Source organism: Pseudomonas sp. G11 (assembly GCF_029457515.1).
Taxonomy (GTDB): domain Bacteria; phylum Pseudomonadota; class Gammaproteobacteria; order Pseudomonadales; family Pseudomonadaceae; genus Aquipseudomonas; species Aquipseudomonas gorinensis.
Genome location: NZ_CP120377.1, coordinates 280731 through 306829 on the forward strand (window position 1 = coordinate 280731; position 26099 = coordinate 306829).

At 61.3% G+C, this 26099-nt stretch carries 29 protein-coding genes; 17 read left to right on the forward strand and 12 right to left on the reverse strand.

What is annotated here, in order from left to right; all coding sequences use genetic code 11:
- The first annotated feature begins 44 nt into the window (after positions 1 to 44).
- Positions 45 to 602 carry an L-threonylcarbamoyladenylate synthase gene (locus P2T68_RS01215; protein ID WP_024072573.1) on the forward strand — a complete coding sequence of 186 codons (558 nt, stop codon included), beginning with the start codon at positions 45 to 47 and terminating at the stop codon, positions 600 to 602.
- A gap of 104 nt (positions 603 to 706) precedes the next feature.
- On the opposite strand, the gene P2T68_RS01220 is transcribed toward P2T68_RS01215, so the two are convergent.
- On the reverse strand, positions 707 to 1684 hold the full coding sequence (locus P2T68_RS01220; RefSeq protein WP_277378922.1) for an NADPH:quinone reductase: 978 nt from the start codon (positions 1682 to 1684) through the stop codon (positions 707 to 709).
- 176 nt (positions 1685 to 1860) lie between these two features.
- On the opposite strand from P2T68_RS01220, the gene hemF reads away from it, so the two are divergent.
- Positions 1861 to 2793 carry an oxygen-dependent coproporphyrinogen oxidase gene (gene hemF, locus P2T68_RS01225; RefSeq protein ID WP_024072575.1) on the forward strand — a complete coding sequence of 311 codons (933 nt, stop codon included), beginning with the start codon at positions 1861 to 1863 and terminating at the stop codon, positions 2791 to 2793.
- Positions 2793 to 3611: a shikimate dehydrogenase gene (aroE, locus tag P2T68_RS01230; protein ID WP_277378924.1), complete on the forward strand. Its 819-nt coding sequence runs from the start codon at positions 2793 to 2795 to the stop codon at positions 3609 to 3611. Before hemF ends, aroE begins: the two co-directional genes overlap by 1 nt.
- 49 nt (positions 3612 to 3660) lie before the next feature.
- Here the strand turns inward: aroE and P2T68_RS01235 are convergent, their stop codons facing one another.
- From P2T68_RS01235 to betC, 3 genes are all read right to left on the reverse strand, one after another.
- Positions 3661 to 5229 (reverse strand): SulP family inorganic anion transporter, encoded by a 1569-nt coding sequence (locus P2T68_RS01235; RefSeq protein ID WP_024072577.1) that lies wholly within the window; start codon positions 5227 to 5229, stop codon positions 3661 to 3663.
- Positions 5230 to 5543: 314 nt separating this feature from the next.
- The gene (gene choX, locus P2T68_RS01240; protein WP_277378925.1) at positions 5544 to 6458 is read right to left on the reverse strand and encodes a choline ABC transporter substrate-binding protein; all 915 of its coding nucleotides are present in this window, start codon (positions 6456 to 6458) and stop codon (positions 5544 to 5546) included.
- Between the two features lie 14 nt (positions 6459 to 6472).
- Positions 6473 to 7990: a choline-sulfatase gene (betC, locus tag P2T68_RS01245; RefSeq protein WP_102623676.1), complete on the reverse strand. Its 1518-nt coding sequence runs from the start codon at positions 7988 to 7990 to the stop codon at positions 6473 to 6475.
- A 103-nt stretch (positions 7991 to 8093) separates the two neighbouring features.
- On the opposite strand from betC, the gene P2T68_RS01250 reads away from it, so the two are divergent.
- The 6 genes from P2T68_RS01250 to P2T68_RS01275 all read left to right on the forward strand — a co-directional run bounded on the left by P2T68_RS01250 (position 8094) and on the right by P2T68_RS01275 (position 13866).
- Positions 8094 to 9044, forward strand: coding sequence for a LysR family transcriptional regulator (locus tag P2T68_RS01250; RefSeq protein WP_168233016.1), 951 nt, complete (start codon positions 8094 to 8096; stop codon positions 9042 to 9044).
- Between the two features lie 31 nt (positions 9045 to 9075).
- Entirely contained in the window at positions 9076 to 9402 is a 327-nt protein-coding gene (locus P2T68_RS01255) for a DOPA 4,5-dioxygenase family protein (RefSeq protein ID WP_041161068.1), read from the forward strand.
- Positions 9403 to 9578: 176 nt separating this feature from the next.
- Complete coding sequence (locus tag P2T68_RS01260) at positions 9579 to 10544, forward strand: 2-dehydro-3-deoxygalactonokinase (RefSeq protein ID WP_168233017.1); 966 nt, start codon at positions 9579 to 9581, stop codon at positions 10542 to 10544.
- A 1-nt stretch (position 10545) separates the two neighbouring features.
- Entirely contained in the window at positions 10546 to 11166 is a 621-nt protein-coding gene (locus P2T68_RS01265) for a 2-dehydro-3-deoxy-6-phosphogalactonate aldolase (RefSeq protein ID WP_024072583.1), read from the forward strand.
- Positions 11167 to 11226: 60 nt separating this feature from the next.
- On the forward strand, positions 11227 to 12375 hold the full coding sequence (gene dgoD / locus P2T68_RS01270) for a galactonate dehydratase (protein ID WP_010565827.1): 1149 nt from the start codon (positions 11227 to 11229) through the stop codon (positions 12373 to 12375).
- A 186-nt stretch (positions 12376 to 12561) separates the two neighbouring features.
- Complete coding sequence (locus P2T68_RS01275) at positions 12562 to 13866, forward strand: MFS transporter (RefSeq protein WP_024072584.1); 1305 nt, start codon at positions 12562 to 12564, stop codon at positions 13864 to 13866.
- Between the two features lie 145 nt (positions 13867 to 14011).
- Here the strand turns inward: P2T68_RS01275 and P2T68_RS01280 are convergent, their stop codons facing one another.
- The 3 genes from P2T68_RS01280 to trpB all read right to left on the reverse strand — a co-directional run bounded on the left by P2T68_RS01280 (position 14012) and on the right by trpB (position 16624).
- Entirely contained in the window at positions 14012 to 14452 is a 441-nt protein-coding gene (locus tag P2T68_RS01280) for an anti-virulence regulator CigR family protein (protein WP_277378926.1), read from the reverse strand.
- Positions 14453 to 14587: 135 nt separating this feature from the next.
- Positions 14588 to 15397: a tryptophan synthase subunit alpha gene (gene trpA / locus P2T68_RS01285; protein WP_024072586.1), complete on the reverse strand. Its 810-nt coding sequence runs from the start codon at positions 15395 to 15397 to the stop codon at positions 14588 to 14590.
- Positions 15398 to 16624 (reverse strand): tryptophan synthase subunit beta, encoded by a 1227-nt coding sequence (gene trpB / locus P2T68_RS01290; protein ID WP_024072587.1) that lies wholly within the window; start codon positions 16622 to 16624, stop codon positions 15398 to 15400.
- Between the two features lie 110 nt (positions 16625 to 16734).
- Between trpB and P2T68_RS01295 the strand changes: the two genes are divergently transcribed.
- Positions 16735 to 17631 carry a LysR family transcriptional regulator gene (locus P2T68_RS01295; protein WP_069074934.1) on the forward strand — a complete coding sequence of 299 codons (897 nt, stop codon included), beginning with the start codon at positions 16735 to 16737 and terminating at the stop codon, positions 17629 to 17631.
- Between the two features lie 8 nt (positions 17632 to 17639).
- Here the strand turns inward: P2T68_RS01295 and P2T68_RS01300 are convergent, their stop codons facing one another.
- Positions 17640 to 17966, reverse strand: a complete 327-nt coding sequence (locus P2T68_RS01300) for a DUF883 family protein (RefSeq protein WP_003170746.1) — start codon at positions 17964 to 17966, stop codon at positions 17640 to 17642.
- 156 nt (positions 17967 to 18122) lie between these two features.
- Between P2T68_RS01300 and P2T68_RS01305 the strand changes: the two genes are divergently transcribed.
- Both P2T68_RS01305 and P2T68_RS01310 read left to right on the forward strand, forming a co-directional pair.
- A complete protein-coding gene (locus P2T68_RS01305; protein WP_003214895.1) occupies positions 18123 to 18338 on the forward strand; it encodes a dodecin in 216 nt (71 codons plus the stop codon).
- A 115-nt stretch (positions 18339 to 18453) separates the two neighbouring features.
- Positions 18454 to 18675, forward strand: coding sequence for a DUF1161 domain-containing protein (locus P2T68_RS01310; protein WP_024072589.1), 222 nt, complete (start codon positions 18454 to 18456; stop codon positions 18673 to 18675).
- 59 nt (positions 18676 to 18734) lie between these two features.
- Here the strand turns inward: P2T68_RS01310 and P2T68_RS01315 are convergent, their stop codons facing one another.
- Positions 18735 to 19736 (reverse strand): LLM class flavin-dependent oxidoreductase, encoded by a 1002-nt coding sequence (locus P2T68_RS01315; protein ID WP_024072590.1) that lies wholly within the window; start codon positions 19734 to 19736, stop codon positions 18735 to 18737.
- Positions 19737 to 19954: 218 nt separating this feature from the next.
- Here P2T68_RS01315 and P2T68_RS01320 point away from each other — a divergent pair, with 218 nt between their 5' ends.
- Positions 19955 to 20386 (forward strand): OsmC family protein, encoded by a 432-nt coding sequence (locus tag P2T68_RS01320; RefSeq protein WP_024072591.1) that lies wholly within the window; start codon positions 19955 to 19957, stop codon positions 20384 to 20386.
- 145 nt (positions 20387 to 20531) lie between these two features.
- Positions 20532 to 20771 (forward strand): DUF1161 domain-containing protein, encoded by a 240-nt coding sequence (locus tag P2T68_RS01325; protein ID WP_069074935.1) that lies wholly within the window; start codon positions 20532 to 20534, stop codon positions 20769 to 20771.
- Here P2T68_RS01325 and P2T68_RS01330 read toward each other — a convergent pair whose 3' ends face one another.
- Positions 20772 to 21194 (reverse strand): hypothetical protein, encoded by a 423-nt coding sequence (locus tag P2T68_RS01330; RefSeq protein WP_024072593.1) that lies wholly within the window; start codon positions 21192 to 21194, stop codon positions 20772 to 20774. It abuts the gene before it with no gap.
- Positions 21195 to 21336: 142 nt separating this feature from the next.
- Between P2T68_RS01330 and P2T68_RS01335 the strand changes: the two genes are divergently transcribed.
- Positions 21337 to 22374 (forward strand): aminopeptidase, encoded by a 1038-nt coding sequence (locus P2T68_RS01335; protein ID WP_277378927.1) that lies wholly within the window; start codon positions 21337 to 21339, stop codon positions 22372 to 22374.
- A 69-nt stretch (positions 22375 to 22443) separates the two neighbouring features.
- Here the strand turns inward: P2T68_RS01335 and P2T68_RS01340 are convergent, their stop codons facing one another.
- Both P2T68_RS01340 and P2T68_RS01345 read right to left on the reverse strand, forming a co-directional pair.
- Positions 22444 to 23103 carry an HAD family hydrolase gene (locus P2T68_RS01340; RefSeq protein ID WP_277378928.1) on the reverse strand — a complete coding sequence of 220 codons (660 nt, stop codon included), beginning with the start codon at positions 23101 to 23103 and terminating at the stop codon, positions 22444 to 22446.
- Positions 23100 to 23642 (reverse strand): gamma carbonic anhydrase family protein, encoded by a 543-nt coding sequence (locus P2T68_RS01345; RefSeq protein WP_024072596.1) that lies wholly within the window; start codon positions 23640 to 23642, stop codon positions 23100 to 23102. The genes P2T68_RS01340 and P2T68_RS01345 overlap by 4 nt, the downstream gene beginning before the upstream one ends.
- Positions 23643 to 23743: 101 nt before the next feature.
- Here P2T68_RS01345 and prlC point away from each other — a divergent pair, with 101 nt between their 5' ends.
- Together prlC and P2T68_RS01355 are read left to right on the forward strand one after the other, a co-directional pair.
- Entirely contained in the window at positions 23744 to 25795 is a 2052-nt protein-coding gene (gene prlC, locus P2T68_RS01350; protein ID WP_193690008.1) for an oligopeptidase A, read from the forward strand.
- Positions 25792 to 26064 (forward strand): YheV family putative zinc ribbon protein, encoded by a 273-nt coding sequence (locus P2T68_RS01355; protein ID WP_024072598.1) that lies wholly within the window; start codon positions 25792 to 25794, stop codon positions 26062 to 26064. Before prlC ends, P2T68_RS01355 begins: the two co-directional genes overlap by 4 nt.
- Positions 26065 to 26099: the final 35 nt, after the last annotated feature.

The following is a 26099-nucleotide window of genomic DNA, read 5'->3' on the forward strand; positions in this document are numbered from 1 at the left end:
GAAGATCGGTAAACTGCGCAGAGCTTTAGTCCGGAGAGTGAGCAATGGTCAACAGGTGGCGTGTGCTGGAAGCCGCACGAGAAATTCGCGCAGGCGCGGTGATTGCCTATCCAACCGAGGCGGTCTGGGGCCTGGGCTGTGATCCGTGGAACGAAGACGCAGTGGACCGATTGCTGGCGATCAAGAACCGTTCGGTGGACAAGGGCCTGATCCTGGTGGCGGACACTATCCGCCAGTTCGATTTTCTCTTCGAAGATTTCCCGCAGGAATGGATCGACCGCATGGCCAGCACCTGGCCGGGGCCGAATACCTGGCTGGTACCCCACCAGGATTTGCTGCCGGAGTGGGTCACGGGTGTGCATGACACCGTGGCGTTGCGGGTCAGCGATCATCCGTTGGTGCGGGATTTGTGCGCGCTGGTGGGCCCGCTGATCTCGACCTCGGCCAACCCCCAAGGGCGCCCGGCGGCGCGTACGCGGATCCGGGTGGAGCAGTATTTCCGTGGCCAGGTCGACCTGGTATTGGGGGGCGCCCTGGGTGGGCGCAAGAACCCCAGCTTGATTCGCGATTTGGCGACCGGTGAGGTGGTGCGGCCTTCTTGAGACCTCGTCGCGGCCATCGGGAGCAAGCCCCCTCCCACATTTGACCGTGTTGTCATGACGGACAGGGTTCAAATGTGGGAGAGGGCTCGCCCTCGAAGAGGCCCTCAAGGCAACAGAATGGTCGACCCCGTGGTGCGCCGTGCCGACAACTCGGTCTGGGCCTTCGCCGCCTCCGCCAGCGGGAAGCGCTGGTTGATATCAATGCGCACCTTGCCGCTCTTGATCATCGAAAACAGATCATCCGCCATCACCTGCAGGTTCGCCGGATTGTTGGCGTAGGTCGCCAGGGTTGGCCGCGTCACGTACAGCGAGCCTTTGGCTGCGAGTATCCCCAGGTTCACCCCATCCACCGCGCCCGAGGCATTGCCAAAGCTCACCACCAGACCGCGTGGCGCCACGCTGTCCAATGAGGTCAGCCATGTGTCCTTGCCGACGCCGTCGTACACCACGGGCACCTTTTTGCCGTCGGTCAATTCCAGCACGCGTTGTGCGACGTTTTCCTTGCTGTAGTCGATGGTCTCCCAGGCGCCCAGGGATTTGGCCAGTGCGGCTTTCTCCGGCGAGCTGACGGTACCGATCAGCTTCACACCCAGGGCCTTGGCCCATTGGCACGCCAGGGAACCCACGCCACCGGCAGCGGCGTGGAACAGGATGGTTTCGCCCCCCTTCAACTCATAGGTCTGGCGCAGCAGATACTGCACGGTCAGGCCTTTGAGCATGGCGCCGGCGGCCTGTTCGAAGCTGATGTCGTCCGGCAGGTGCACCAGGTTGGCGGCGGGCAGCACGTGCAATTCGCTGTAGGCGCCGAGTGGGCCACTGCCGTAGGCCACGCGGTCACCGACCTTGAATTGGGTGACCTCACTGCCCACCGCATCGACGATACCCGCGCCTTCCGCACCCAGTCCCGATGGCAGGGCCGGCGGCGTATACAACCCGCTGCGGTAGTAAGTGTCGATGAAGTTCAGGCCAATGGCTTTGTTAAGCACTCGAACCTGCTGCGGTCCTGGCTCGGCCGGTGTGTAGTCCACATACTCAAGTACTTCGGGGCCGCCGTGGGCGCTGAACTGGATTCTTTTGGCCATCTGCACTTCTCCTGAGGTCGAAATCGCGTAGCCCCCTATCGGACTCCTAAGCTTGATCTTCGTCAACAGCGACGCACCTAAGTGCAGTGGTATGCAGGTGCAGTGGTATCCTGTGCGCCCATTTGCCGCCGACGCCGCATGGCCTCGCGTAGCTTTGCCCGATTCAAGGTGATGCCATGACTACCCGCACCGAGGCTGTAAAAGCCTACCTGCTTGACCTGCAAGACCGCATTTGCAGCGCCCTGGAAACCTTCGAGGCGGACACTCGTTTTATCGAAGACGCCTGGACCCGGCCAGCCGGCGGCGGCGGTCGCACCCGTGTGATCGAAAACGGTTCGGTGATCGAAAAAGGCGGCGTCAATTTTTCCCACGTGTTTGGCAGCGGCCTGCCACCGTCCGCCAGCGCGCACCGCCCCGAGCTGGCCGGTCGCGGTTTTGAGGCCCTGGGCGTATCGCTGGTGATCCACCCGCACAACCCTCATGTGCCGACTTCCCATGCCAACGTGCGTTTCTTCATCGCCGAAAAAGAAGGCGAAGAACCGGTGTGGTGGTTTGGTGGCGGTTTTGACCTCACGCCCTACTACGGCAACGAAGAAGATTGCATCCACTGGCACCGCGTCGCCGAGCAGGCCTGTGCGCCGTTTGGCCCGGATGTGTATTCACGCTACAAAGCCTGGTGTGACACCTACTTCCATATCAAGCATCGCAACGAACCGCGCGGCATTGGCGGCCTGTTCTTCGATGACTTGAACGAATGGGACTTCGACACCTGCTTCGCTTTTATCCGCGCCATCGGCGACGCCTACATCGATGCGTACCTGCCCATTGTGCAGCGTCGCAAAGCCATGGCTTATACCGCGCAACAACGTGAATTCCAGGAATTCCGCCGTGGTCGCTACGTGGAGTTCAACCTGGTCTACGACCGCGGCACCCTGTTCGGCCTGCAATCGGGTGGGCGTACCGAATCGATCCTCATGTCGCTGCCGCCGCAAGTGCGCTGGAGCTACGACTGGAAAGCCGAGGCCGGCAGCGAAGAAGCGCGCCTTACCGATTACTTCCTGCAAGACCGCGACTGGCTCGGCGTTGCTACGCCTAAGGCGGCGGTTTGATGGATCGTTATGTGGTGTTTGGCAACCCCATCGGCCACAGCAAGTCGCCGTTGATTCACCGCATGTTCGCCGAGCAGACCGGCGAGCAACTGGACTACAGCAGCTTGCTCGCGCCGCTGGAGGATTTCATCGGTTGTGCCCGTGAGTTTTTCCAGCATGGCCGTGGTGCCAACGTCACCGTACCGTTCAAGGAGGACGCCTACCGCCTGGCCGACACCCTGACCGAGCGCGCCGAGCGTGCCGGCGCGGTGAACACCTTGAGCAAGCTGGCCGATGGCAGCTTGCTGGGCGATAACACGGATGGCGCCGGCCTGGTGCGCGACCTGACGGTCAACGCCGGGTTGAGCCTGCAAGGTAAACGCATCCTGTTGCTCGGCGCCGGTGGTGCGGTACGTGGCGCATTGGAGCCATTGCTGGCCGAGCGACCTGCCTCATTGATCATCGCCAACCGCACGGTGGAAAAAGCAGAAATGCTCGCCGAATTGTTCGACGACCTGGGCCCGGTGTCTGCCAGTGGTTTCGATTGGCTGCGTGAGCCGGTGGACGTGATCATCAATGCCACGTCCGCCAGCCTGTCAGGCGATGTACCGCCGATTGCCAATAGTTTGATCGAGCCGGGCAAGACGTTTTGCTACGACATGATGTACGCCAAGGAACCGACCGCGTTCTGCCACTGGGCCACCCAACAGGGCGCGGCAGTGGCGATGGATGGCCTGGGCATGTTGGTGGAGCAGGCGGCGGAAGCGTTCTTCCTGTGGCGTGGTGTGCGGCCGGATTCGGCGCCGGTGTTGGCCGAGTTGCGCCGCCAGTTGGCCTGACACTCAACAAACTGTGGGAGGTAAGCCCCTCCCACCTGTTTAACCGTATTCAGTCTTCGAAATGGATGGGGCATTGGTCGGCCCCTTCCAGTTTTTTCAACTCCTCCACCACCTGCGGCCTGGCGCGGCGCAGTGTCAGGCTACGCCCCAGCCCTCTTAAACGACGCGCCTCCTGGTGCAGCATCTCCACCCCGGAATAGTCGATAAAGTTGATCTGCTGCGCCTCGATCACTACCCGTACACCCTGCAAGCTTTGCAAGCGCACTTGCAGGTAATGGCTGGCGCCAAAGAAAATCGACCCGCCGACGCGCAACACATCTTCGTCCCCGTCACGCCATTGTTGAACCCGTGGCTGGGACGTGCGCTTGAGGTAGAAAAACAACGACGCCAACACCCCCGCATAAATCGCCGTTTGTAACTCCAGAAGCAAGGTGGCGACGCAGGTCAGGCTCATCACTACGAATTCTGCCCGGCTCACGCGGAACAACGCGCGAATACCCCGACGATCCACCAGGCCCCAGGAAATCAGCAAGATGCTGGCGGCCATGCTTGGGATCGGAATATGCGCGATCAGTGCGGCGCCGAACAGCGCAAACAAGGCCACCCATAAGGCGGAAAACACCCCTGCCAACGGCGAACAGGCGCCCGCCTCATAGCTGAGGCCAGAGCGGGTGAAGGAACCGGCTGACAAATACCCGGAGAAAAATCCACCAACGATATTGGATAAACCCTGCGCACGAACTTCCTGGTTGGCATCGAGCAGTTGTTGCGAGCGAGCTGACAGCGAACGGGCAATCGACAGGCTGGTCACCAGCCCCAGCATGCCCACCGCAACGGCGCTGGGCAGCAGGCGCAGGATCATGTCCGGATCCAGCGGCAACGGGCTGAACGGCGGCAGTTTGCCGATGAACGCGCTGACCCGCGCCACATGCCCGAACATCCCCGGCCACAGCCATGCCGCCAGGCTACCCAAGGCCAGCGCGATCAGCAGCGTTGGCCAGCGAGGCACAAGGTATTTGAGCAACGCGCCCACCAGCAAAGTGCCGAGCCCGAGGGCGAGCGATGCGTGGTCCCATTCGCCGCTATGGTGGATCAGTGCGAGCAGGCTATTGATTGCCGTGGCCTGGCTCGGCAAATCCAGGCCCAGCAGATTAGGCAACTGCCCCAGGGCAATCACCACGGCGGCGCCCAGGGTGAAACCCAGCACCACCGAATGCGAGACGAAGTTCACCAGCGCGCCAAAGCGCAGCATGCCCAGCAACCACTGGAACAGCCCGGCCAGGAATGTCAGCAACAGGATCAGGGTGATGTAGTCCTGAGACCCGGGCACGGCCAACGGGCTGACGCTGGCGTACAGCACAATGGAAATCGCCGCCGTGGGGCCACAGATCAAGTGCCAGGACGAGCCCCAGAGGCAGGCGATCAGTACCGGGATAATTGCGGCGTACAGGCCGTATTCGGCGGGAAGACCGGCAATGAGGGCGTAGGCAATCGACTGCGGCAAGGCGAGGACGGCACCGCTGAGCCCGACCATCGCGTCCCGACCGACGCTGGCTCGGGTTTGACGCGGCAGCCAGCTCAGGAAGGGGAAGAGTGTGTGGCGGTTGGGCCTGTGCATCGCAAACTCGGATAGAAAGGTTCGGGGCAGATTATCAGGTTGTGGCGAGCGGGCTTGCTGTGGTGAGCGGGCTTGTTGTGGCGAGCGGGCTTGCCCCGCGTTGGGGCGCGAAGCGGCCCCAAAACCAGACGCTCCAGATCCCACGGTTAGGATTGCGCGGCCTTCACTGGGGCTGCTGCGCAGCCCAACGCGGGGCAAGCCCGCTCGCCACAACAAGCCCGATCACCACAACAAGCTCGTTTGCCACAGAAAGTCAGCTTGTCAGAGCAAGCAAGCCTGTCACGAGGCCCCTCTCCAAAGGGCGGAGGTGTCATCTAGAGTTTGGCTTTTACCGCTGGCAACGCATCCTGGCCATCCACGGTTTTCACGCCATCGAGCCACTTTTCCAGCACTGCCGGGTTGGTCTTGAGCCACGTCTTCGCCGCATCCGCGTTGCTGACCTTGTTGTTGACTACCTCAGCCATGATGCTGTTCTCCATCTCCTGGGTGAAACTCAGGTTGGTCAGCAGCTTTCCAACATTCGGGCAGGCTTGTGCATACCCTTTACGGGTCAGGGTATACACGCTGCCGGTGTCACCGAAGTATTTCTCGCCGCCTTTGAGGTAGTGTATTTTCAACTGCACGTTCATCGGGTGTGGTGTCCAGCCGAGGAAGGTGACGAAGCGTTGTTTCTTCACGGCCCGTGACACTTCGGCGAGCATTGCCTGTTCGCTGGACTCGATCAGCTTCCACTGGCCCAGCTCGAAGTCATTCTTCTTGATGATTTCCTGCAACGAGATATTGGCCGGCGCACCGGAGCCGATCCCGTAGATCTTCTTGTCGAACTTGTCGGCAAATTTGTTCAGGTCGGCAAAGTCATGCACCCCGGCGTCCCACACATAGTCCGGCACGGCGAGGGTGAACTCGGTACCGTCGAGGTTTTTCGCCAGTTGCACCACCTCGCCATTGGCCACGAACTTGTCATAGAAGCCCTGCTGCGCCGGCATCCAGTTACCCAGGAACACATCCACCTGGCCGTCCTTGAGCCCGCCAAAGGTAATCGGCACCGCCAGGGTGTCGACCTTGACCTTGTAGCCCATGCCGTTCAACAGAAAACCAGTGATGGCATTGGTGGCGGCAATGTCGCTCCAGCCCGGATCGGCCATTTTTACCGTGTCACAGCTGGTGTCCGCATACGCATTGGCGCTACTCAGCACCAACATGCCCACTACCGCAGTCAACTTTTGCATGGCCTTCCCTCTGTCTATTTATTGGTTTGGCAGGGTTGTGGATAACGTGCCTTGCGCTCCAGGTCATCGAGGTCGATATGGTTGCGCATGTATTGCTGACTGGCGTCGACCAGTGGCTGGTGATCCCAGCTCTTCAGCTTGCCTTGGGTCAGCGCCTCGAACACCAGGCGACGACGGCGTTGGCTGGCGAGCACCTGCTGGTGGATCGCCGGGATGTCCCATTTGGCCCGCGCTTCACTCAAAAACGCCTCGAACAGTGGTCGGTGTTCCGGTGACTGGCTGAGGTCTTCCCGCTCGTGCGGGTCGTTTTGCACATCGAACAGTAAGCACGGGTCGTCTTCGCTGTAGATGAATTTGTACGCGCCACGGCGAATCATCATCAGCGGGCTGATGGTGCCTTCGGCCATGTATTCGCCGAACACTTCGTCATGCCCGCCCTTGCCCTGTAAGTGCGGGACCAGTGAGCGGCCATCCAGCGGCAAGCGCGCGTCCAGTTCGCCACCGGCCAGTTCCACCAGGGTTGGCAGCAGGTCGGCGGTGGAGACAGCCTGGGTCACGCGACCCGCCGCGAACTGCCCCGGCGCACTGACCAGCAACGGCACGCGCGCGGCCATTTCAAACCAGTGCATTTTGTACCAGAGGCCGCGCTCGCCGAGCATGTCGCCATGGTCGCCGGAGAAGACGATGATCGTATCGTCGGCCAGGCCGGTGTCTTCCAGGGTTTGCAGGAGCTTGCCGACATTGCTGTCGATGTAGCTGCATGCGCCGAAATAAGCACGGCGCGCGTCGCGGATCTTGTCTACCGGCAGCGGCTTGTCCCACAGGTCGTAGACCTTGAGCAGGCGTTGGGAGTGCGGGTCGAGATCGGCCTGGGCGGGCGTCGCAGGCAAAGGGATGTCGCTGTCGTCGTACAGGTCCCAGAACGGCTTGGGAATGGTGTACGGGTCGTGAGGATGGGTCATCGACACGGTCAGGCAGAACGGCTGGTCACCGTCCTCGCGGATATGGTCGAACAGGTACTGCTGGGCCTTGAACACCACCTCTTCATCGAAATCCAGCTGGTTGGTACGCACACACGGGCCGGCTTGCAGTACCGATGACATGTTGTGGTACCAGGTGGGTCGTACGTCGGGTTCGTCCCAGTTCACCGCCCAGCCATAGTCGGCCGGGTAGATGTCGCTGGTCAGGCGCTCTTCGTAGCCGTGCAACTGGTCCGGGCCGCAGAAGTGCATCTTGCCCGACAACGCGGTGCGGTAGCCCAGGCGACGCAGGTAGTGGGCGTAGGTCGGCACATCGGCGGGAAAATCGGCCGCGTTGTCATAGGCGCCAATCTTGCTCGGCAACTGGCCGCTGACCAGGGTAAAGCGCGACGGTGCACACAGCGGGCTGTTGCAATAGGCGGCGTCGAACACCACGCCTTGCGCCGCGAGGCGGCTCAGGTTCGGCAGTTTGATCGGGGAAGATCCGTAGAACGGAAGCAGCGGCGCGGCCATTTGATCGGCCATGATGAAAAGAATGTTCTTGCGCTTCATGGGTCTTCGGCATTCCATAGGCGGTGTTTATGCGAATGAGCATGCAGCCCATGCAGAATGGGGTAAAGCCCATGAAAGGCAATGTCTAGGATAAGCACAGCTTATGTATGAAGCCCTCGGCGATGTATCCCTCGACCTGCTGCGTGCGTTCGAGGCGGCGGCGCGCCATCGCAGCTTTACTGCTGCCGCGGTAGAGCTGGGCACTACCCAGCCCGCCATCAGCCAACAGATCAAGCGTCTCGAAGAACAACTGACGATCCGCCTGTTTGATCGCATCTACCGTGGCATCGAACTGACCGATGCCGGCGCCCTGCTGTTCGAGCATGTGCAAGGCGGTTTGCAAGCCATCAATCACGGCCTGAGCGTGATCACCCAGCAGGACCAGCATGAAGTGCTGCAAGTGGCCACCGACTTCGCCTTCGCCGCCTACTGGCTGATGCCGCGCCTGCATCGCTTCCACGCGGCCAACCCCCAGGTGGATGTGAGCCTGGTCACCAGTGAGCGCAACCATGCGACCCTGCGTAGCGACATCGACGTGGCAGTGTTATTCGGCGATGGCCGTTTCAAGCAGGGCGACAGCCTGTGGCTGTTCAACGAAGAAGTGTTCCCCGTGTGCAGCCCGCAGTGGCTCAGGGACCAGGCCACGCCATTGACGGTGCAGAATTTGCCGGACTATCCCCTGCTGCACCTGCGCCAGGAAAACAACAGCCAATGGTTCGACTGGAGCGGCGTGTTTCGCGAGCTGGGCATTACCCGGGCTCCGACCCCTGGCCAATTGCGCTTTGATAACTACACCCTGCTGATCCAGGCGGCGATTGCTGGCCAGGGAGTAGCCATCGGCTGGCGTCACCTGGTCGATAACCTGCTGGAACAGAAGTGGCTGTGCCGGCCGATCAGCGACACGGTGATCTCGCGCTTCGGCTATTACGTGGTGCAACCCCAGCGCAAACGACGGGGCCAATTGGTGGAACGTTTTGTCGACTGGTTGCTGGCGGAACAGGCGAGCAGCGCACAGTCGTTGACCGGGCTGGCCCTGCCGTCGATTGCGGTCTAGGATTTGCCGCACATTGGACGCGGATTTCGCCATGCAACGTATCAAGGGCTATCACGCCCATGTCTACTTCGACGCCAGCACCCTTGACCAGGCGCGCCAGTTCTGTGAGGACGCCGCCAGGCTGTTCCCGCTGCACATGGGCCGTGTGCATGAGCGGCCGGTCGGCCCGCACCCGGACTGGAGCTGCCAACTGGCGTTCGACCCGGAATACATCGGTGTGGTGCTGCCGTGGCTGGCGCTCAATCGCAATGGCCTGGTGGTGTTCCTGCACCCGGACACCGGCAATGACCTGAAGGACCACACCGACTACGCGATCTGGATGGGCGCGATGCGCGAGCTGGATCTGTCGGGTTTTTAACTTCCCTTCCCCGATAAACCGATTTCTTCCTGCTGTTACCAGGCGCGGAAGTCTTGGGATTCACATTGTCTCGTCTCACTATATGGGACTGATATTTATATATTGAGATATTCGCCGGCATAGGTTTATATTCGCCCATCTGCTTTTTTCAGCACCCACTCATTTCAGGTGAAGCGATGCAGGCGCAATTGATCGCGCTCGACTGGGGGACCAGCTCCCTTCGTGCTTATAAACTTGGCCCGGCTGGCGTCGTGCTCGAACAGCGCTCGCTGGCGTTCGGGATCATGCACTTGCCTGTTGAGCCACGGGACATCGCTGGCACACGCTGCAGCAATGGCTTCGAGTTGGCGTTCGATGCCGCCTGCGGTGATTGGCTCGATGCTCAACCGACCCTTGCGGTCATTGCCTGTGGCATGGTCGGCAGCGCCCAGGGCTGGAGCGAGGCGGCCTATCGCAATACCCCTGTCGATGTCGCCAGCCTGGGCCAGGCATTGCACCGCGTACGCAGCCTGCGCGGGGTCGATGTGTATATCGTGCCCGGCGTTATCGAACAGGTCGGCTTGCCCAATGTGATGCGCGGCGAAGAAACCCAGGTGCTGGGCGTGCTGCAACACCTGCGGGCCGGTGGTGAGTTATTGATCGGCCTGCCCGGCAGCCATTCCAAATGGGTCGAGGTCGCCGACGGCTGCATCACCCACTTCGACACCTTCATGACCGGCGAGCTGTTCGCGGTGCTGAGCAAGCACAGCATTCTCGGCCGCACCCAGAAGACCCCCGAGCATTTCCAGGCCGGCGCCTTCGACCGAGGCGTGCAGGTTGCGCGCTCGTCGGACGGTCAGCGCGGGGTGCTGTCGACCTTGTTCAGTGCACGCACCCTGGGGCTGACCGCCGAACTCGGCGCCGAGCAGCAACCCGATTACCTCTCCGGCCTGCTGATCGGTCATGAACTCGCTGGCTTGCCGGCTGGCGCCAAACACACGCCGATCATCCTGGTCGGTGCCGCGCCACTCTGTGCCCGCTATCAACGCGCCCTCGCGCTCTGCGACTTCGCCCACGTCAGCCTGGCGCAGGAAGCCACCGAGCGCGGCCTATGGCAACTGGCGCTGGCGGCCGGGCTCATTCAACCTGCCCTGGAGGCCTGACATGCTCAAGCAAGCACTTGCACACAACGGTTTGATCGCCATCCTGCGCGGCCTGCGCCCAGACGAAGCCGAGGCGGTCGGCCAGGTGCTGTACGAGGCCGGGTTCCGGGTAATCGAAGTTCCGCTCAACTCACCCGACCCTTACACCAGCATCCGCACCCTGCGCGACAGCCTGCCCGACGATTGCCTGATCGGCGCCGGCACCGTGTTGACGCCCGAGCAGGTCGAGCAGGTCAAGGCCGCCGGCGGCCAGGTGATCGTGATGCCGCACAGCGATGCCAAGGTGTTGCGCGCCGCGAAAGCCGCGGGCCTGTACCTGTCGCCCGGCGTTGCCACCCCGACCGAGGCGTTCGCCGCGCTGGCCGAAGGTGCGGATGTGTTGAAGCTGTTCCCGGCCGAGCAAATGGGGCCGGCGGTGATCAAGGCGTGGCTGGCGGTCTTGCCGGCGGGCACGCTGTTGCTGCCGGTAGGTGGCGTGACCCCGGACAACATGCAGGTGTATTTCGACGCAGGCGCCAGGGGCTTTGGCCTCGGGTCGGGGTTGTTCAAGCCGGGCATGTCCGTGGACCAGGTGGCGAGCAGTGCCCAAGCCTATGTCGCGGCCTGGAACGCGCTGAATTGATGCCCTGAACTGATCGCAAGCTTTGCGCCTTGGCGCTGCATCGACAAGAGAGATAAGAAGATGAAAATCACCAAACTGACGACCTTTATCGTTCCACCGCGCTGGTGCTTCCTCAAGATTGAAACCGACCAAGGCGTGACCGGCTGGGGCGAACCCGTGGTCGAAGGCCGCGCCCACACCGTGGCGGCGGCGGTCGAGGAACTGTCCGATTACCTGATCGGCAAGGACCCACGCAATATCGAAGACATCTGGACCGTGCTCTACCGCGGCGGCTTCTATCGCGGCGGCGCCGTGCACATGAGCGCCTTGGCCGGCATCGATCAGGCGCTGTGGGACATCAAGGGCAAAGCCCTGGGAGTGTCGGTCAGCGACCTGCTGGGCGGTCAGGTGCGCGACAAGATCCGCGTGTATTCATGGATCGGCGGCGATCGCCCCGCCGACACCGCCCGCGCCGCCAAAGAAGCCGTGGCCCGTGGCTTCACTGCGGTGAAAATGAACGGCACCGAAGAATTGCAGTTCGTCGACAGCTTTGAAAAGGTCGACCTGGCCCTGGCCAACGTCGCCGCCGTGCGCGATGCCGTCGGCCCTAACGTGGGCATTGGCGTCGACTTCCATGGCCGCGTGCACAAGCCCATGGCCAAGGTGCTGATGAAGGAACTGGACCCGTACAAACTAATGTTTATCGAAGAGCCGGTGCTCAGCGAAAACTATGAAGCGCTGAAAGAACTCGCACCGCTGACCAGCACGCCGATTGCCCTGGGCGAGCGCCTGTTCTCGCGTTGGGACTTCAAGCGTGTGCTCAGCGAAGGCTATGTCGACATCATCCAGCCGGACGCTTCCCATGCCGGCGGTATTACTGAAACCCGCAAGATCGCCAACATGGCCGAAGCCTACGACGTGGCCCTGGCCCTGCACTGCCCGTTGGGCCCGATTGCCCTCGCGGCGTGCCTGCAACTGGACGCGGTTTGCTACAACGCGTTTATCCAAGAGCAGAGCCTGGGCATTCACTACAACGAGAGCAACGACCTGCTCGACTACGTGCGCGATCCGGGCGTGTTCGACTATGACCAGGGCTTCGTGAAGATCCCCAACGGGCCGGGCCTGGGCATCGAGATCAACGAGGAATACGTGATCGAGCGCGCGGCCATCGGCCACCGCTGGCGCAACCCGATCTGGCGTCATGCCGATGGCAGCTTTGCCGAGTGGTAACAGCCTCTGACTGAATCAATGCGGTCAAAAAATGTGGGAGGGGGCTTGCCCCCGATTGCAGTCTGCCTGCTATGGATGTGCTAGCTGACACACCGCTATCGGGGGCAAGCCCCCTCCCACATGTTGATCCGATTTCTTCAGTCAGCTCAGTTTCAGTCCTCAATAAACATAAGAAGAGGCAACCCCATGCACCCTGAATCCTTCACCGGGCAGGCTTCTTTAGTCACGCCTACCAGAAAGCGTTTTTTCATCATGGTGCTGCTGTTTATCACCGTGGTGATCAACTACCTCGACCGCAGCAACCTGTCGATTGCCGCCCCGGCGTTGACCAGCGAGCTAGGCATCGACCCGGTGCATGTCGGGTTGATTTTCTCCGCGTTCGGCTGGACTTACGCCGCCATGCAGATCCCCGGCGGCTGGTTGGTCGACCGCGTGCCGCCGCGCATTCTCTACACGGCGGCCCTGCTGCTGTGGTCGATTGCCACCGTGATGCTGGGCTTCGCCGCCAGCTTTATCGCGCTGTTCGTCCTGCGCATGGCGGTGGGTGCCCTGGAAGCCCCTGCGTATCCCATCAACAGCCGCGTGGTCACTACCTGGTTTCCTGAGCGTGAGCGGGCCACTGCGATTGGCGTTTATACCTCCGGGCAATTTGTCGGGCTGGCGTTCCTCACGCCGGTATTGGCCTGGCTGCAGCACGCATTCGGCTGGCATATGGTGTTTGTAGCCACCGGTGGCGTGGGCATTCTGTGGGCGCTGGTTTGGTACGCGGTGTATCGCGAGCCTAAGGATTTTAAAGGCGCCAACGTGGCCGAGATCGAGCTGATCCGTGAAGGCGGCGGTTTGGTGGATATGCAGGCGAAAGCGGTCAAGGCACCGTTCAGTTGGGTCGACCTGGGGATTGTGCTGAGCAAGCGCAAACTCTGGGGCATCTACCTCGGCCAGTTCTGCCTGAACTCCACGCTGTGGTTCTTCCTGACCTGGTTCCCGACCTACCTGGTGAAATATCGCGGCATGGACTTCATCAAGTCCGGCCTGCTTGCGTCGTTGCCATTCCTGGCGGCGTTCGTGGGTGTGCTGTGTTCCGGGATTTTCTCCGACTGGCTGATTCGCCGGGGGGCGTCGGTAGGGTTTGCACGCAAATTGCCGATCATTGGCGGGCTGCTGATTTCCACGGCGATCATTGGCGCCAACTATGTGGATTCGACGGCGTGGGTGATTGCGTTCCTGGCGGTGGCGTTCTTTGGCAATGGCTTGGCGTCGATTACCTGGTCGCTGGTGTCGACCCTGGCACCTGCGCGCTTGTTGGGGCTGACCGGTGGGGTATTTAACTTCATCGGCAACCTGGCGGCGATTGCCACACCGATCGTGATTGGCTTCCTGGCCAGCGGCGATTCGTTTGCACCGGCGATTACCTACATCGCGGTGCTGGCGTTGCTTGGGGCACTTTCCTACATATTGCTCGTAGGCAAAGTCGAACGCATCGAGCTTTAACACAACCGTTTAACTGTAGGAGCGAGGGGGACGCCTAGTTCTTGCTCGCGAAAAACGTCCTGACGACGCGCTCATCCAGAATGCCCGCGTTATCGTTGACGATCTTCGCGAGCAAGCTCGCTCCTACAGTGGGCTGTGGAAAGGCTTAGTTGAGCACACCGTCCAGAATCTCGTAGACGATGCCTGTCCCTACGGCGATCAACACCACATCCGGCCCCGAACGGCGCCATTCATAACCTGGGTAGACCGGCAGGCGTGCCAGGGCGCGGTTGTCCAGGCGTTCGCCGTAGTACCCACGGGGCAGCGGCTGACCGCGTACCAGGCGCACGTTGGGCGGTGGCGGCGCGCCCCGGGAGAACTGGCCGTGGTTGTCATGGATGATCTGGCGCACGGGGCCGAAGTCCCGGGGCGGGCCGCCACGTCGATCGTCCGGTGGGCCCCGATGGTCATCGCCACGCTGCTCGTGCTGGCCTTGCGGGCCGCTACGGTCGTCATCGCGCTGGTCGGGCGGTGCGGCGTGCACCAGGGCGCTGGCGCCAAGCACCAGCACACCAAGACCGGCAATCACGGATTTAGGCATTTTCATCGGGTATTCCTCAGGGCACACATACAAAAAAGGGATTTCGAACGAGGTTCGAAATCCCTTGGTCTTGCTGTTTAGGCCGTGATTGCGCGCGTTGATTCCTCTGTATCAGGAACTTTACCTCTGGCTACATGGCGTTTACTTACGGGCGTTACGGACACCTTCCGACAGCGCCGCGCACAGGCTCAATACCCCATCGATCGCTTGTTGATCGTTGCTGGCGTTGGCGATGTGATCGATCAGGGCTGAGCCCACCACCACACCATCGGCCAGGCGCGCGATGGCCGCGGCTTGTTCCGGCGTGCGGATACCAAAACCGATGCTGATCGGCAGGTCGGTATGCCGACGCAGGCGGGTCACGGCTTCTTCGACGTGTTCCAGGGTGGCGGCGCCAGCCCCCGTCACACCGGCCACGGACACGTAGTACACAAAGCCGGAGCTGCCGTTGAGAACGGTGGGCAGGCGCACGTCGTCGGTGGTCGGCGTGGTCAGGCGGATAAAGTCGATGCCTGCTGCCTGAGCCGGGTCGCACAGCTCACCGTTATGCTCAGGCGGCATGTCTACCACGATCAGGCCGTCCACACCGGCTTCCTTGGCGTCGGCAATAAACTTCGGCACCCCATATTTGTGGATCGGGTTGAAGTAACCCATCAGCACCAGCGGAGTGTCGTGGTTGTCTTTACGGAACTCACGCACCATCTGCAGGGTTTTCACCAGATTCTGCTTGGCCTCAAGCGCACGGATGTTGGCCAGTTGGATGGCGGGGCCGTCGGCCATCGGGTCGGTGAACGGCATGCCCAGTTCGATGACATCGGCGCCGGCAGCCGGCAAACCCTTGAGAATCGCCAGGGAGGTGTCATAACCCGGGTCGCCAGCGGTGACGAAGGTCACCAAGGCGGCGCGGTTTTGTTCCTTGAGTTGCGCAAAGCGAGTGTGCAGGCGGCTCATTTAGTGTTTCTCCTGCTGGGACTGTTCCATGTGGTGCATCACGGTCTGCATGTCTTTGTCGCCACGGCCGGACAGGTTGACCACCATCAGGTGATCCTTGGGCAGGGTTGGCGCACGCTTGAACACTTCGGCCAGGGCGTGGGCGCTTTCCAGGGCGGGGATGATCCCTTCCAGGCGGCAGCATTTGTGGAAGGCGTCGAGCGCTTCGTGGTCGGTCACCGAGGTGTACTGGACGCGGCCGATGTCGTGCAACCAGGCGTGTTCAGGGCCGATGCCGGGGTAGTCGAGGCCGGCGGAAATCGAGTGGGCGTCGATGATCTGGCCGTCGTCGTCCTGCAACAGGAACGTGCGGTTGCCGTGCAGCACGCCCGGTACGCCGCCGTTGAGGCTGGCGGCATGCATGCCGGTTTCGATGCCGTGGCCGGCCGCTTCGACGCCGATGATTTCGACGCTGGTGTCATCCAGGAAGGGGTGGAACAGGCCCATCGCGTTGGAGCCGCCACCGATGCATGCCACCAGGCTGTCGGGCAGGCGGCCTTCCTGGGCTTGCAGCTGGGTGCGGGTTTCCTTGCCGATCACGGCCTGGAAATCACGCACCATCGCCGGGTAGGGGTGCGGGCCGGCCACGGTGCCGATCAGGTAGAAGGTGTCGTCGACGTTGGTTACCCAGTCGCGCAGGGCTTCGTTCATCGCGTCTTTCAGGGTGCCGGTGCCGGCGACCACCGGGATCACCTCAGCGCCCAGCAGTTTCATGCGGAACACGTTGGCCTGCTGGCGCTCGATGTCGGTGGTGCCCATGTAGATCACGCATTGCAGGCCGAAGCGCGCAGCCACAGTGGCGGTGGCCACGCCGTGCATGCCGGCGCCGGTCTCGGCGATGATGCGTTTCTTGCCCATGCGCCGCGCCAGCAGGATCTGGCCAATGCAGTTGTTGATCTTGTGCGCGCCGGTGTGGTTCAGCTCTTCGCGCTTGAGGTAGATCTTGGCGCCGCCGCAGAACTCAGTCAGGCGCTCGGCGAAGTACAGCGGGCTTGGACGGCCCACGTAGTCGCGCTGGAAGTAGGCCAATTCCTCATTGAACGCCGGATCAATCTTGGCCGCTTCGTATTCGCGGGCCAGGTCGAGGATCAACGGCATCAGGGTTTCGGCCACGTAGCGGCCGCCGAATGCGCCGAACAGGCCATTGGCGTCGGGGCCGTTGCGCAGATCGGTCTGGGACTGAGTCATGGGACGCTCCTGGAAAGAAGGTGTGTAAGAAACAATGACGGCCACTCTACCCCTGACGCCTGACGCTGAAAACCGATAAGATCGACGCAACCTGTCAGGAAAACTCACAGATGAGCCGAGACCTTCCCCCCCTCAATGCCTTGCGCGCATTCGAAGCCACCGCCCGCCTCAACAGCGTCAGCCAGGCAGCCGAGCAGTTGCATGTGACCCACGGTGCGGTCAGCCGTCAGCTGAAAGTGCTGGAGGAACATTTGGGTGTCAGCCTGTTCGTCAAGGATGGACGCGGCCTCAAACTCACAGATGCCGGTGTTCGCCTGCGGGATGCGAGTGCCGAGGCGTTCGAGCGGTTGCGGGATGTGTGCGCCGAACTCACGCAAAGCAGCGCCGATGCCCCGTTCGTGCTCGGCTGTTCCGGCAGTTTGCTGGCGCGCTGGTTCATTCCTCGCTTGGGCCGTTTGAATGCCGACCTGCCCGACTTGCGCCTGCATTTGTCGGCCGGCGAAGGCGATCTCGACCCGCGGCGGCCCGGGCTGGACGCCCTATTGGTATTTGCCGAGCCACCGTGGCCGGCGGATATGCAGGTGTATGAGCTGGCCAGCGAGCGCATCGGCCCGGTAATGAGCCCGCGTTTCGCCGGTTACGAGCGCTTGCGCCAAGCGCCCGCCTCGGCGCTGTGCGGTGAAGCACTGTTGCACACCACCTCGCGCCCGCAAGCCTGGCCGAGTTGGGCGCAGCAGCACGGCATCGAGCCAGGAGCATTGAAGCTCGGGCAAGGGTTTGAGCATTTGTATTACTTGCTGGAGGCGGCAGTGGCTGGGCTGGGGGTGGCGATTGCGCCGCAACCACTGGTGGCAGAGGACCTGCGAGCGGGTCGCCTGGTAGCGCCGTGGGGGTTCAGTGAAACCCCGGCGCACCTGGCATTGTGGCTGCCCAAGCGCGCCGCAGACGGGCGCGCTCGGCAGCTGGCACAGTGGCTCAAGGCTGAGCTGTTGCGCCAACCGGGCTAGCCGGCGTATCAGTCACCGCGCTTGCACAGCAGGTAAGCCGCCAGCAGGCCCAGTGCGCCAACGGCAACGCCAGCGGTGGTCCATGGGTGCTCTTGTGCGTAGTCGCGGGTGGCGACACCGGTTTCGCGGATTTTGACTTTGCTTTCTTCGTAGGCGTCGCTGATCAGGTGGCGCGAGTGCTTAAGGGCATTCTCGGCGTTGCTTTTCAGGGCCTTCAGGGTTTTGCGCGACTCATCGGACGCATCATCCTTGAGGCTCTCAAGGGACTTGAGCAGGCTCGAAATCTCGGCTTCCATGCTTTCCAGCGACGCTTTGCGTAAAGAAGTGTTGGCCATGTGGACTCTCCTGAAGTGATTGAGTGGCGTGTGTAGATACCGACTGCGCCGGTTTCAGAAAGTGCAGTAAATCTGAACTTTCAGGCCGTAATGGTCGCCAGAAGCAGTATGAACATTGACTGCTAGGCTTTATTGACCATTCTCAGGAGAAACCCCATGTCTGATCACCACACCTACAAGAAAGTCGAATTGGTCGGCTCGTCGACCACCAGCATTGAAGATGCGATCAACAACGCCCTGGCCGAAGCCAGCAAGAGCATCAAGCACCTGGAGTGGTTCGAGGTGACGGAAACCCGTGGCCATATCAAGGACGGCAAGGCCGCGCACTTCCAGGTGACGCTGAAGGTGGGGTTCCGAATTGCCAGTAGTTGATCGAGTCGGTTGAACTTGCCGGCTGGCCGATTGCCATAACCTGCGCTACAAACAATGGGGGCCGATGCGACAAGCATCGGCATGCTCTTTTCGATCAGCGCAAGGAAAGTAACGGATGAAGAAGTTCCTGTTGGCGGTAGGTTTGTTGAGCATGGCGGGCACAGCCCTGGCGGCGGGCAAGCCTTGTGAAGAGCTGAAAAGCGAGATTGCAGCAAAGTTGGATGCGAAAGGCGTTCAGCATTATTCGCTGGAAGTGGTGGATAAAGGCGCCTCGTCCGAAAAAGTGGTCGGCACCTGCGAAGGTGGCACCAAGGAAATCGTCTACAAGCGCGGTTAATCCCGTGCTCCGGACATAAAAAACCGACGCAGGTGCGTCGGTTTTTTTTCGCCTGGGGTTTAGCCCTTCATCAACTGCGCCAGCAGTTCGTAGGAATGAATCCGGTCGGCGTGCTCGTACAGGTCGCAGGTGAAGATCAATTCGTCGGCGCCGGTCTGTTCGATCAACACCTCCAGTTTGGCGCGGATCTTCGCCGGGCTGCCCACCATCGCCAGGCCGAGGAAGCTGCCGACCGCGTCTTTTTCATGGGGCAGCCACAGGCCATCCATGGTTTTCACCGGTGGGCGCTGCACCAGGCTCTGCCCGCGCATCAGCGCCAGGATGCGCTGGTACACCGAAGTGGCCAGGTAATCGGCTTGCTCATCCGTATCCGCGGCCACCAGCGGAATGCCGAGCATCACGTAGGGCTTGTCGAGCACGGCGGAAGGCTTGAAGTGGTTGCGGTACACGCGAATCGCCTCATGCATCAGGCGTGGTGCGAAATGGGAGGCGAAGGCGTAGGGCAAACCGCGCTCCCCCGCCAGTTGCGCGCTGAACAGGCTGGAACCCAGCAGCCAGACCGGCACGTTGGTACCGGTGCCCGGTACGGCGATCACCCGTTGGTCGGGGGTGCGTGGGCCCAGGTAGGCCATCAGTTCGGCCACATCTTCCGGGAAGTCGTCGGCGCTGCCGGAGCGCTCACGGCGCAGGGCGCGGGCGGTCATTTGGTCGGAGCCGGGAGCGCGGCCCAGGCCCAGGTCGATACGCCCGGGGTAGAGGCTTTCCAGGGTGCCGAACTGCTCGGCGATCACCAGCGGCGCGTGGTTGGGCAGCATCACGCCACCGGAGCCGACGCGGATGGTCGAGGTGCCACCGGCCAGGTATCCCAGCAGTACCGAGGTCGCCGAACTGGCGATACCGTCCATATTGTGGTGTTCCGCCACCCAGAAACGGTGGTAGCCGAATTTTTCCACGTGCTGGGCCAGGTCCAGGGAGTTGCGCAGTGACTGCGCCGGACTGCCGTTGGCCCGTACGGGCACCAGGTCGAGGGTCGAGAACTTCACGTCGGACAGCGATTTCATAAGCCTGCTTCTCCAAATGGGGGGCGCAGGCTTTTTAGACGAACCAAAACCTGCCGCTTCATGTGCATGTTCTATGCAATGAGGGCATATACCCGAGATTCAATAGCGAGGGTGAAATTTCCTACTAAATTGCTAGGTTTCTCCGACAAGATGAACTTTGCAGGGGCGACTATCCTCAGAACCCTTACTGACGCAAAACCACGTTCGAGGAGACAGCTATGAGTATCGTTAAAAAAGCATCCGCGCATTGGGAAGGTGATCTGAAGACTGGCTTGGGTTCCATTTCTACGGAAACCGGCGTACTGCGCGAAGCGCCCTACGGCTTCAAGGCCCGTTTCGAAGGCGGCAAGGGCACCAACCCTGAAGAACTGATTGGTGCGGCCCACGCCGGCTGTTTCTCCATGGCCTTTTCCATGATCCTGGGCGACGCCGGGCTCAAGGCTGACAGCATCGACACCCAGGCCGAAGTGACCCTGGACCAGGTCGAGGGCGGCTTTGCGATCACCGCCGTGCACCTTGTGCTCAAGGCCAAGATCCCCGGCGCCAGCCAGGCGCAGTTCGATGAATTGAGCAAAAAGGCCAAGGAAGGGTGCCCGGTGTCCAAGGTGCTGAATGCGAAAATCAGCCTGGATGCCACGCTGGTCAACTGACACCGTCTTAAAAATGTGAGAGGGGCAAGCCCCCTCCCACATTCAGTTGTGCGTTAAATCAGAACTCGTGTTTCCCCGATGTGGTCCTATAGCCTATGCAGCCTTAGGCGCACACCCGTGCGCATGCATTCAGGGAGCTTCACACATGAAACGTTTTGCCTTGGCGATCATCTGCGCTGTGCTGGCCACATCGGCCGTGGCCGCTCCAAAAGATTGTGAAGAGCTCAGGAAAGAGATCGAAGTGAATATCCAGGCCAAGGCGATTCCGTCCTACACCCTGGAAATCATCACCGCCGAAGAAGCCAAGAATCATGACAGCGCGATGATTGTCGGTACGTGCGAAAACGGCACCAAGCGCATCATCTATCAGAAAAATAACGACTGATCACAGGCAGTTGACGCTGCGTTCTTCAGCCAGCAATTGGCGAGCGGCGTTATACAGCCGGATATTCGGCGTGAAGGCCAATGAGCGCCCTTCCAGGCGATAACGTTGGCCGGCCTCGAAATGGTCATACTGCAGGGTGATGAAACAGGTACGGTCGCTCGTTTGCCCAAAGCCATTGAGGCTGCCGCCGGTCGGCACCTCGAAATCAAAGCGCACCATCAACTCATGACTGCCCGGCGGCACCTGGAAGAAGCGTCCGTCCGGAAGGTTCTTGCCGTCCAGTCGCTGGGCCATCACCAGTTTTGCGCCCGGTGTCGGCGTGGCGAAATCGACCCAGGCCTGTTTGGGGTCGACCGGCGGGATGGGCGTCGAGGCACAGGCGCTGAGAAACAGGGCGGCGACGGTAAGCAATAGCGGACGCATGGCAGGCACTCAACGAAAGAAAAGGTATGAGCCCGCTGCCGATGGCAACAGACTCCCCATGAGTATAAACATGCCCAGGCATGGAAAAATTCCGTGCTGGCGCGATAGGCTGGCGAGCAAATTACCCAGGAGCAGTCGGGGCATGGTCAGGCGTTTTCTTCCGGGGTTGTTGGTGGGGCTGCTCAGCGGTTGCTCCAGTGTCAGTTATTACAGCCAGTTGGCGAGTGGCCAGTGGCAGTTGTTGCAGGCCCGGGAGCCGGTGGCGCAGGTCATTGCTGATCCCTCTCGCCCGCAATCATTGCGTGACCGCCTTGCACAAGCGCAGAAGGCCCGCACCTTCGCCAGCCAGCATCTGCACCTGCCCGACAATCAGAGTTACCGCCTGTACGCCGATATTGGCCGGCCCTATGTCGTGTGGAACGTCTTCGCCACCGAGGAATTTTCCCTCTCCCCCCAGAACCATTGCTTCCCCATTGCAGGCTGCGTGGCCTATCGCGGCTATTACAGCCAGGGCGCGGCACGGGGCGAGGCGGCGTTGCTCAAGCAACAGGGCATGGATGTATCGATCGGAGGGGTCGAGGCCTATTCCACCTTGGGCTGGTTCAATGACCCGATCATGAGTTCAATGATGAATTGGGGGGACGAGCGCCTGGCTACGTTGATCTTTCATGAGCTCGCGCACCAGCGCTTCTATGTGAAGGACGACACCGAATTCAATGAGTCCTTTGCCAACTTCGTTGAGCAGGAAGGCACGCGACAATGGCGCGCCGCCCGTGGCCTGGCGCCTTTGAGCGATGCAGCGTTGCAACAGCGCGATCAGTTTATCCGCCTGATTCTTGATACCCGCAAACGCCTGGAGGCCTTGTACGCACAGCCGTTGTCGGCTGCGTTGATGAGGCGGGCCAAAGCGGCGGAATTTGAGCGCTTGCGCAGTGACTACCAGCGCATGCGCGACAGCCAGTGGGGCGGCGACAAGCGTTATGACGCCTGGATCAACCAACCCATGAACAACGCGCGGTTGTTGCCGTTCGGGCTGTATGACCAATGGGTGCCGGCGTTTGCCGCGTTGTTTCGGCAGGAAGGCGGGGATTGGCTGAAGTTCTATGCGGCGGTGGAGAAGCTGGGCGAGTTGCCGGTGGGGGAGCGCAAGGCTGCGTTGAGGCAGTTGGAAGGGGGGTGATCTGTAAGGCCTCATCGGGGGCAAGCCCCCTCCCACATTTGATCGGCGAACTTGCCTCCGATGGCGGTCTCAGGGCTGCTGCAAAAACGCCTGATGCATCTGCGCCAACGTCTCAAAATGCCAGGTCGGCGCCTCAGCATTCAACTCTTCGAAACTACCAAACCCATAACCGACAGCCGCCGAATCCAGCCCATTGCTGCGTGCGCCGATCAGATCATGCTTGCGATCACCGATCATCAGGGTGGTCGCCGGGTCCAGCCCCTCCTCGCTGATCAGGTGGGCGATCAGCTCGACCTTGTTGGTGCGCGTGCCGTCCAACTCGCTGCCGTAGATCACCTTGAAATGTTTGGCAAAATCGAAATGCCGCGCAATTTCGCGAGCAAACACCCACGGTTTGGACGTGGCCACGTACAGTTGACGTCCCTGGCCGTTCAATTCTTCCAGCAACGGCATAACCCCGTCGAACACCCGGTTTTCATACAGCCCGGTGACCTTGAAGCGCTCACGGTAGAAATTCACCGCCTCCCACGCCTTCGCCTCGTCGAAACCGTAGAACTGCATGAACGCTTGCAGCAACGGCGGGCCGATAAAGTGTTCCAGTTTGGTCAAGTCAGGCTCATCGATCCCCAGTTTGCCGAGGGCGTACTGGATCGAACGGGTGATGCCTTCGCGTGGGTCGGTCAGGGTGCCGTCGAGGTCGAATAAAACGGTCGGATAGTGCAGGTTCACTGGTCGAACCCCTCTGCCAGGTGCAGGTCTTTGAGCTTGACGTAGTTCGCGGCGCTGTAGGTAAAAAAGGCGCGCTCCTTGTCCGTCAGGGGGCGGATTTGCTTGACCGGGCTGCCGACATACAAAAAACCGCTGTCCAGTTTTTTGCCCGGTGGCACCAGGCTGCCAGCGCCGATGATCACATCGTCCTCCACTACCGCGCCGTCCATCACGATGCTGCCCATGCCGATCAGGATACGGCTGCCCACGGTGCAGCCATGCAGCATGACTTTGTGGGCGATGGTCACGTCGTCGCCGATCAGCAGTGGGAAACCCTCCGGGTTGAACGGCCCCGCGTGCGTGATGTGCAGTACGCAACCATCCTGCACGCTGGTGCGCGCACCGATGCGGATGCGGTGCATGTCGCCACGGATCACGGTCAGCGGCCAAACGGAGCTGTCGGTGCCGATTTCGACATCGCCGATCACCACTGCCGAAACGTCGACAAAAGCCCCGGCGCCCAGGGTTGGCGTGTGGTTCTGATAGGTGCGAAGGGTCACGATAGCCTCTCTCTCTTCTGCTGATAGCTGCGGTGGGCGTTGATTGTAATTAAGATGGCCCCATCTTTGTCTTACCCGTTTCTTCAGCCAAGGTGCCAACCGTGAGCGCGAACAACCCTCTTTTGCAGTCCTACGACCTGCCGCCGTTCTCGGCGATCCGTGCCGAGCACGTGCAGCCGGCCATTGAACAGATCCTCGCGGACAACCGTGTTGCCATCGAAGGCATCCTGCAAAGCCAGGGGGAAAATCCGACGTGGGCCGGCCTGGTCCTGGCCATGGACGAACTCAACGACCGCCTGGGCGCCGCCTGGAGCCCGGTCAGCCACTTGAATGCCGTATGCAACAGCGCCGAACTGCGTGAAGCCTACGAGGCATGCCTGCCGGCATTGAGTGCCTATTCGACCGAGATGGGCCAGAACCGTGAACTGTTCCAGGCTTATGAAGCGCTGGCCAACAGCCCGGAAGCCGCCGGTTTCGACGTGGCGCAAAAAACTATCCTGGAACACTCCCTGCGCGATTTCCGCCTCTCGGGTATCGATTTGCCGCCCGAGCAGCAAAAACGTTATGCCGAAGTGCAGAGCAAACTCTCCGAACTGGGCAGCAAATTTTCCAACCAACTGCTGGATGCCACCCAGGCCTGGACCAAGCACATCACCGATGAAGCCACGCTCGCCGGCCTGACCGACTCGGCCAAGGCGCAGATGGCCGCCGCTGCCCAGGCCAAAGGCCTCGACGGCTGGTTGATCACCCTGGAGTTCCCCAGCTATTACGCGGTGATGACCTACGCCCAGGACCGCGCCCTGCGTGAAGAAGTCTACGCCGCCTACTGCACCCGGGCGTCGGACCAAGGCCCGAATGCCGGTCAGAACGATAACGGCCCGGTGATGGAACAGATCCTCGACCTGCGCCAGGAACTGGCCAAGCTGCTGGGTTTCGCTTCGTTCTCCGAACTGAGCCTGGCCACCAAGATGGCCGAGTCCAGCGACCAGGTGTTGAGTTTCCTGCGTGACCTGGCCAAGCGCAGCAAGCCGTTTGCCGCCCAGGACCTGCAACAGCTCAAGGCCTACGCCGCCGAACAAGGCTGCGCTGACTTGCAAAGCTGGGACAGCGGGTTCTACGGCGAAAAACTGCGTGAGCAACGCTACAGCGTGTCCCAGGAAGCCCTGCGCGCCTACTTCCCGATCGACAAAGTGCTCAGCGGCCTGTTCGCCATCGTGCAGCGCCTGTACGGCATTGAAATCGCCGAGCAGAAAGGCTTCGACACCTGGCACCCGGACGTGCGCCTGTTCGAAATCAAGGAGAACGGCCAGCATGTCGGTCGCTTCTTCTTCGACCTGTACGCCCGCGCCAACAAGCGTGGCGGTGCCTGGATGGACGGCGCGCGTGACCGCCGTCGTACCATCGACGGTGTGCTGCAGAGCCCGGTGGCCAACCTGGTGTGCAACTTCACCCCGGCCGACAGCGGCAAGCCGGCCCTGCTGACCCACGATGAAGTGACCACCCTGTTCCACGAATTCGGCCACGGCCTGCATCACCTGCTGACCCGCGTTGAGCACGCCGGCGTTTCCGGCATCAACGGCGTGGCCTGGGATGCGGTGGAGTTGCCGAGCCAGTTCATGGAAAACTGGTGCTGGGAGCCGGAAGGCTTGGCGTTGATCTCCGGCCACTATGAAACCGGTGAGCCGCTGCCCCAGGACCTGCTGGAAAAAATGCTGGCGGCAAAGAACTTCCAGTCCGGCCTGATGATGGTGCGACAGTTGGAGTTCTCGTTGTTCGACTTCGAATTGCATGCGACACATGGCGACGGACGCAGTGTGGCGCAGGTGCTCGAAGGGGTGCGCGACGAGGTCTCGGTGATGCGTCCACCCGCCTACAACCGTTTCCCCAACAGCTTTGCGCACATTTTTGCTGGCGGTTATGCCGCGGGTTACTACAGCTACAAGTGGGCTGAGGTGCTGTCGGCCGACGCCTTCTCCAAGTTCGAAGAAGAAGGCGTGCTCAATGCCGAGACCGGCCGCGCATTCCGCGAAGCCATCCTGGCCCGTGGCGGCTCCCAGGAGCCGATGGTGCTGTTCGTCGACTTCCGCGGACGCGCGCCGTCGATTGACGCACTCTTGCGCCACAGCGGCCTGAGCGAGGGCGCGGCAGCATGAGTGACGGGCCTGTGATCACCAAGAAGCAATTTATCGCCGGGGCGGTTTGCCCGGCGTGCAGCGAGCCGGACAAGCTCAAGATGTGGACCGAGGACAGCGTCCCGCACCGCGAATGCGTGGCTTGCGGGTATACCGATACGCTGAATGATCAAGGTTTGTCGGTGCCCAAGGAGTTGGGCACGCGGGTCAATACGTCGGCGTTGAAAGCGCCGGATCCGAAGGTGCAGGCGGTACAGTTTTTTCCTAATCCGAAGCTGAAGAAAGACTGACGCACCCACGCAAGCCCCTGTAGGAACGAGCTTGC

What these genes read in the sequence shown, in the direction of transcription:
- P2T68_RS01215 (WP_024072573.1), top strand. Translation starts at nt 45, where the DNA reads ATGGTCAACAGGTGGCGTGTGCTGGAAGCCGCACGAGAAATTCGCGCA.
- P2T68_RS01220 (WP_277378922.1), bottom strand. Translation starts at nt 1,684, where the DNA reads ATGGCCAAAAGAATCCAGTTCAGCGCCCACGGCGGCCCCGAAGTACTT.
- hemF (WP_024072575.1), top strand. Translation starts at nt 1,861, where the DNA reads ATGACTACCCGCACCGAGGCTGTAAAAGCCTACCTGCTTGACCTGCAA.
- aroE (WP_277378924.1), top strand. Translation starts at nt 2,793, where the DNA reads ATGGATCGTTATGTGGTGTTTGGCAACCCCATCGGCCACAGCAAGTCG.
- P2T68_RS01235 (WP_024072577.1), bottom strand. Translation starts at nt 5,229, where the DNA reads ATGCACAGGCCCAACCGCCACACACTCTTCCCCTTCCTGAGCTGGCTG.
- choX (WP_277378925.1), bottom strand. Translation starts at nt 6,458, where the DNA reads ATGCAAAAGTTGACTGCGGTAGTGGGCATGTTGGTGCTGAGTAGCGCC.
- betC (WP_102623676.1), bottom strand. Translation starts at nt 7,990, where the DNA reads ATGAAGCGCAAGAACATTCTTTTCATCATGGCCGATCAAATGGCCGCG.
- P2T68_RS01250 (WP_168233016.1), top strand. Translation starts at nt 8,094, where the DNA reads ATGTATGAAGCCCTCGGCGATGTATCCCTCGACCTGCTGCGTGCGTTC.
- P2T68_RS01255 (WP_041161068.1), top strand. Translation starts at nt 9,076, where the DNA reads ATGCAACGTATCAAGGGCTATCACGCCCATGTCTACTTCGACGCCAGC.
- P2T68_RS01260 (WP_168233017.1), top strand. Translation starts at nt 9,579, where the DNA reads ATGCAGGCGCAATTGATCGCGCTCGACTGGGGGACCAGCTCCCTTCGT.
- P2T68_RS01265 (WP_024072583.1), top strand. Translation starts at nt 10,546, where the DNA reads ATGCTCAAGCAAGCACTTGCACACAACGGTTTGATCGCCATCCTGCGC.
- dgoD (WP_010565827.1), top strand. Translation starts at nt 11,227, where the DNA reads ATGAAAATCACCAAACTGACGACCTTTATCGTTCCACCGCGCTGGTGC.
- P2T68_RS01275 (WP_024072584.1), top strand. Translation starts at nt 12,562, where the DNA reads ATGCACCCTGAATCCTTCACCGGGCAGGCTTCTTTAGTCACGCCTACC.
- P2T68_RS01280 (WP_277378926.1), bottom strand. Translation starts at nt 14,452, where the DNA reads ATGAAAATGCCTAAATCCGTGATTGCCGGTCTTGGTGTGCTGGTGCTT.
- trpA (WP_024072586.1), bottom strand. Translation starts at nt 15,397, where the DNA reads ATGAGCCGCCTGCACACTCGCTTTGCGCAACTCAAGGAACAAAACCGC.
- trpB (WP_024072587.1), bottom strand. Translation starts at nt 16,624, where the DNA reads ATGACTCAGTCCCAGACCGATCTGCGCAACGGCCCCGACGCCAATGGC.
- P2T68_RS01295 (WP_069074934.1), top strand. Translation starts at nt 16,735, where the DNA reads ATGAGCCGAGACCTTCCCCCCCTCAATGCCTTGCGCGCATTCGAAGCC.
- P2T68_RS01300 (WP_003170746.1), bottom strand. Translation starts at nt 17,966, where the DNA reads ATGGCCAACACTTCTTTACGCAAAGCGTCGCTGGAAAGCATGGAAGCC.
- P2T68_RS01305 (WP_003214895.1), top strand. Translation starts at nt 18,123, where the DNA reads ATGTCTGATCACCACACCTACAAGAAAGTCGAATTGGTCGGCTCGTCG.
- P2T68_RS01310 (WP_024072589.1), top strand. Translation starts at nt 18,454, where the DNA reads ATGAAGAAGTTCCTGTTGGCGGTAGGTTTGTTGAGCATGGCGGGCACA.
- P2T68_RS01315 (WP_024072590.1), bottom strand. Translation starts at nt 19,736, where the DNA reads ATGAAATCGCTGTCCGACGTGAAGTTCTCGACCCTCGACCTGGTGCCC.
- P2T68_RS01320 (WP_024072591.1), top strand. Translation starts at nt 19,955, where the DNA reads ATGAGTATCGTTAAAAAAGCATCCGCGCATTGGGAAGGTGATCTGAAG.
- P2T68_RS01325 (WP_069074935.1), top strand. Translation starts at nt 20,532, where the DNA reads ATGAAACGTTTTGCCTTGGCGATCATCTGCGCTGTGCTGGCCACATCG.
- P2T68_RS01330 (WP_024072593.1), bottom strand. Translation starts at nt 21,194, where the DNA reads ATGCGTCCGCTATTGCTTACCGTCGCCGCCCTGTTTCTCAGCGCCTGT.
- P2T68_RS01335 (WP_277378927.1), top strand. Translation starts at nt 21,337, where the DNA reads ATGGTCAGGCGTTTTCTTCCGGGGTTGTTGGTGGGGCTGCTCAGCGGT.
- P2T68_RS01355 (WP_024072598.1), top strand. Translation starts at nt 25,792, where the DNA reads ATGAGTGACGGGCCTGTGATCACCAAGAAGCAATTTATCGCCGGGGCG.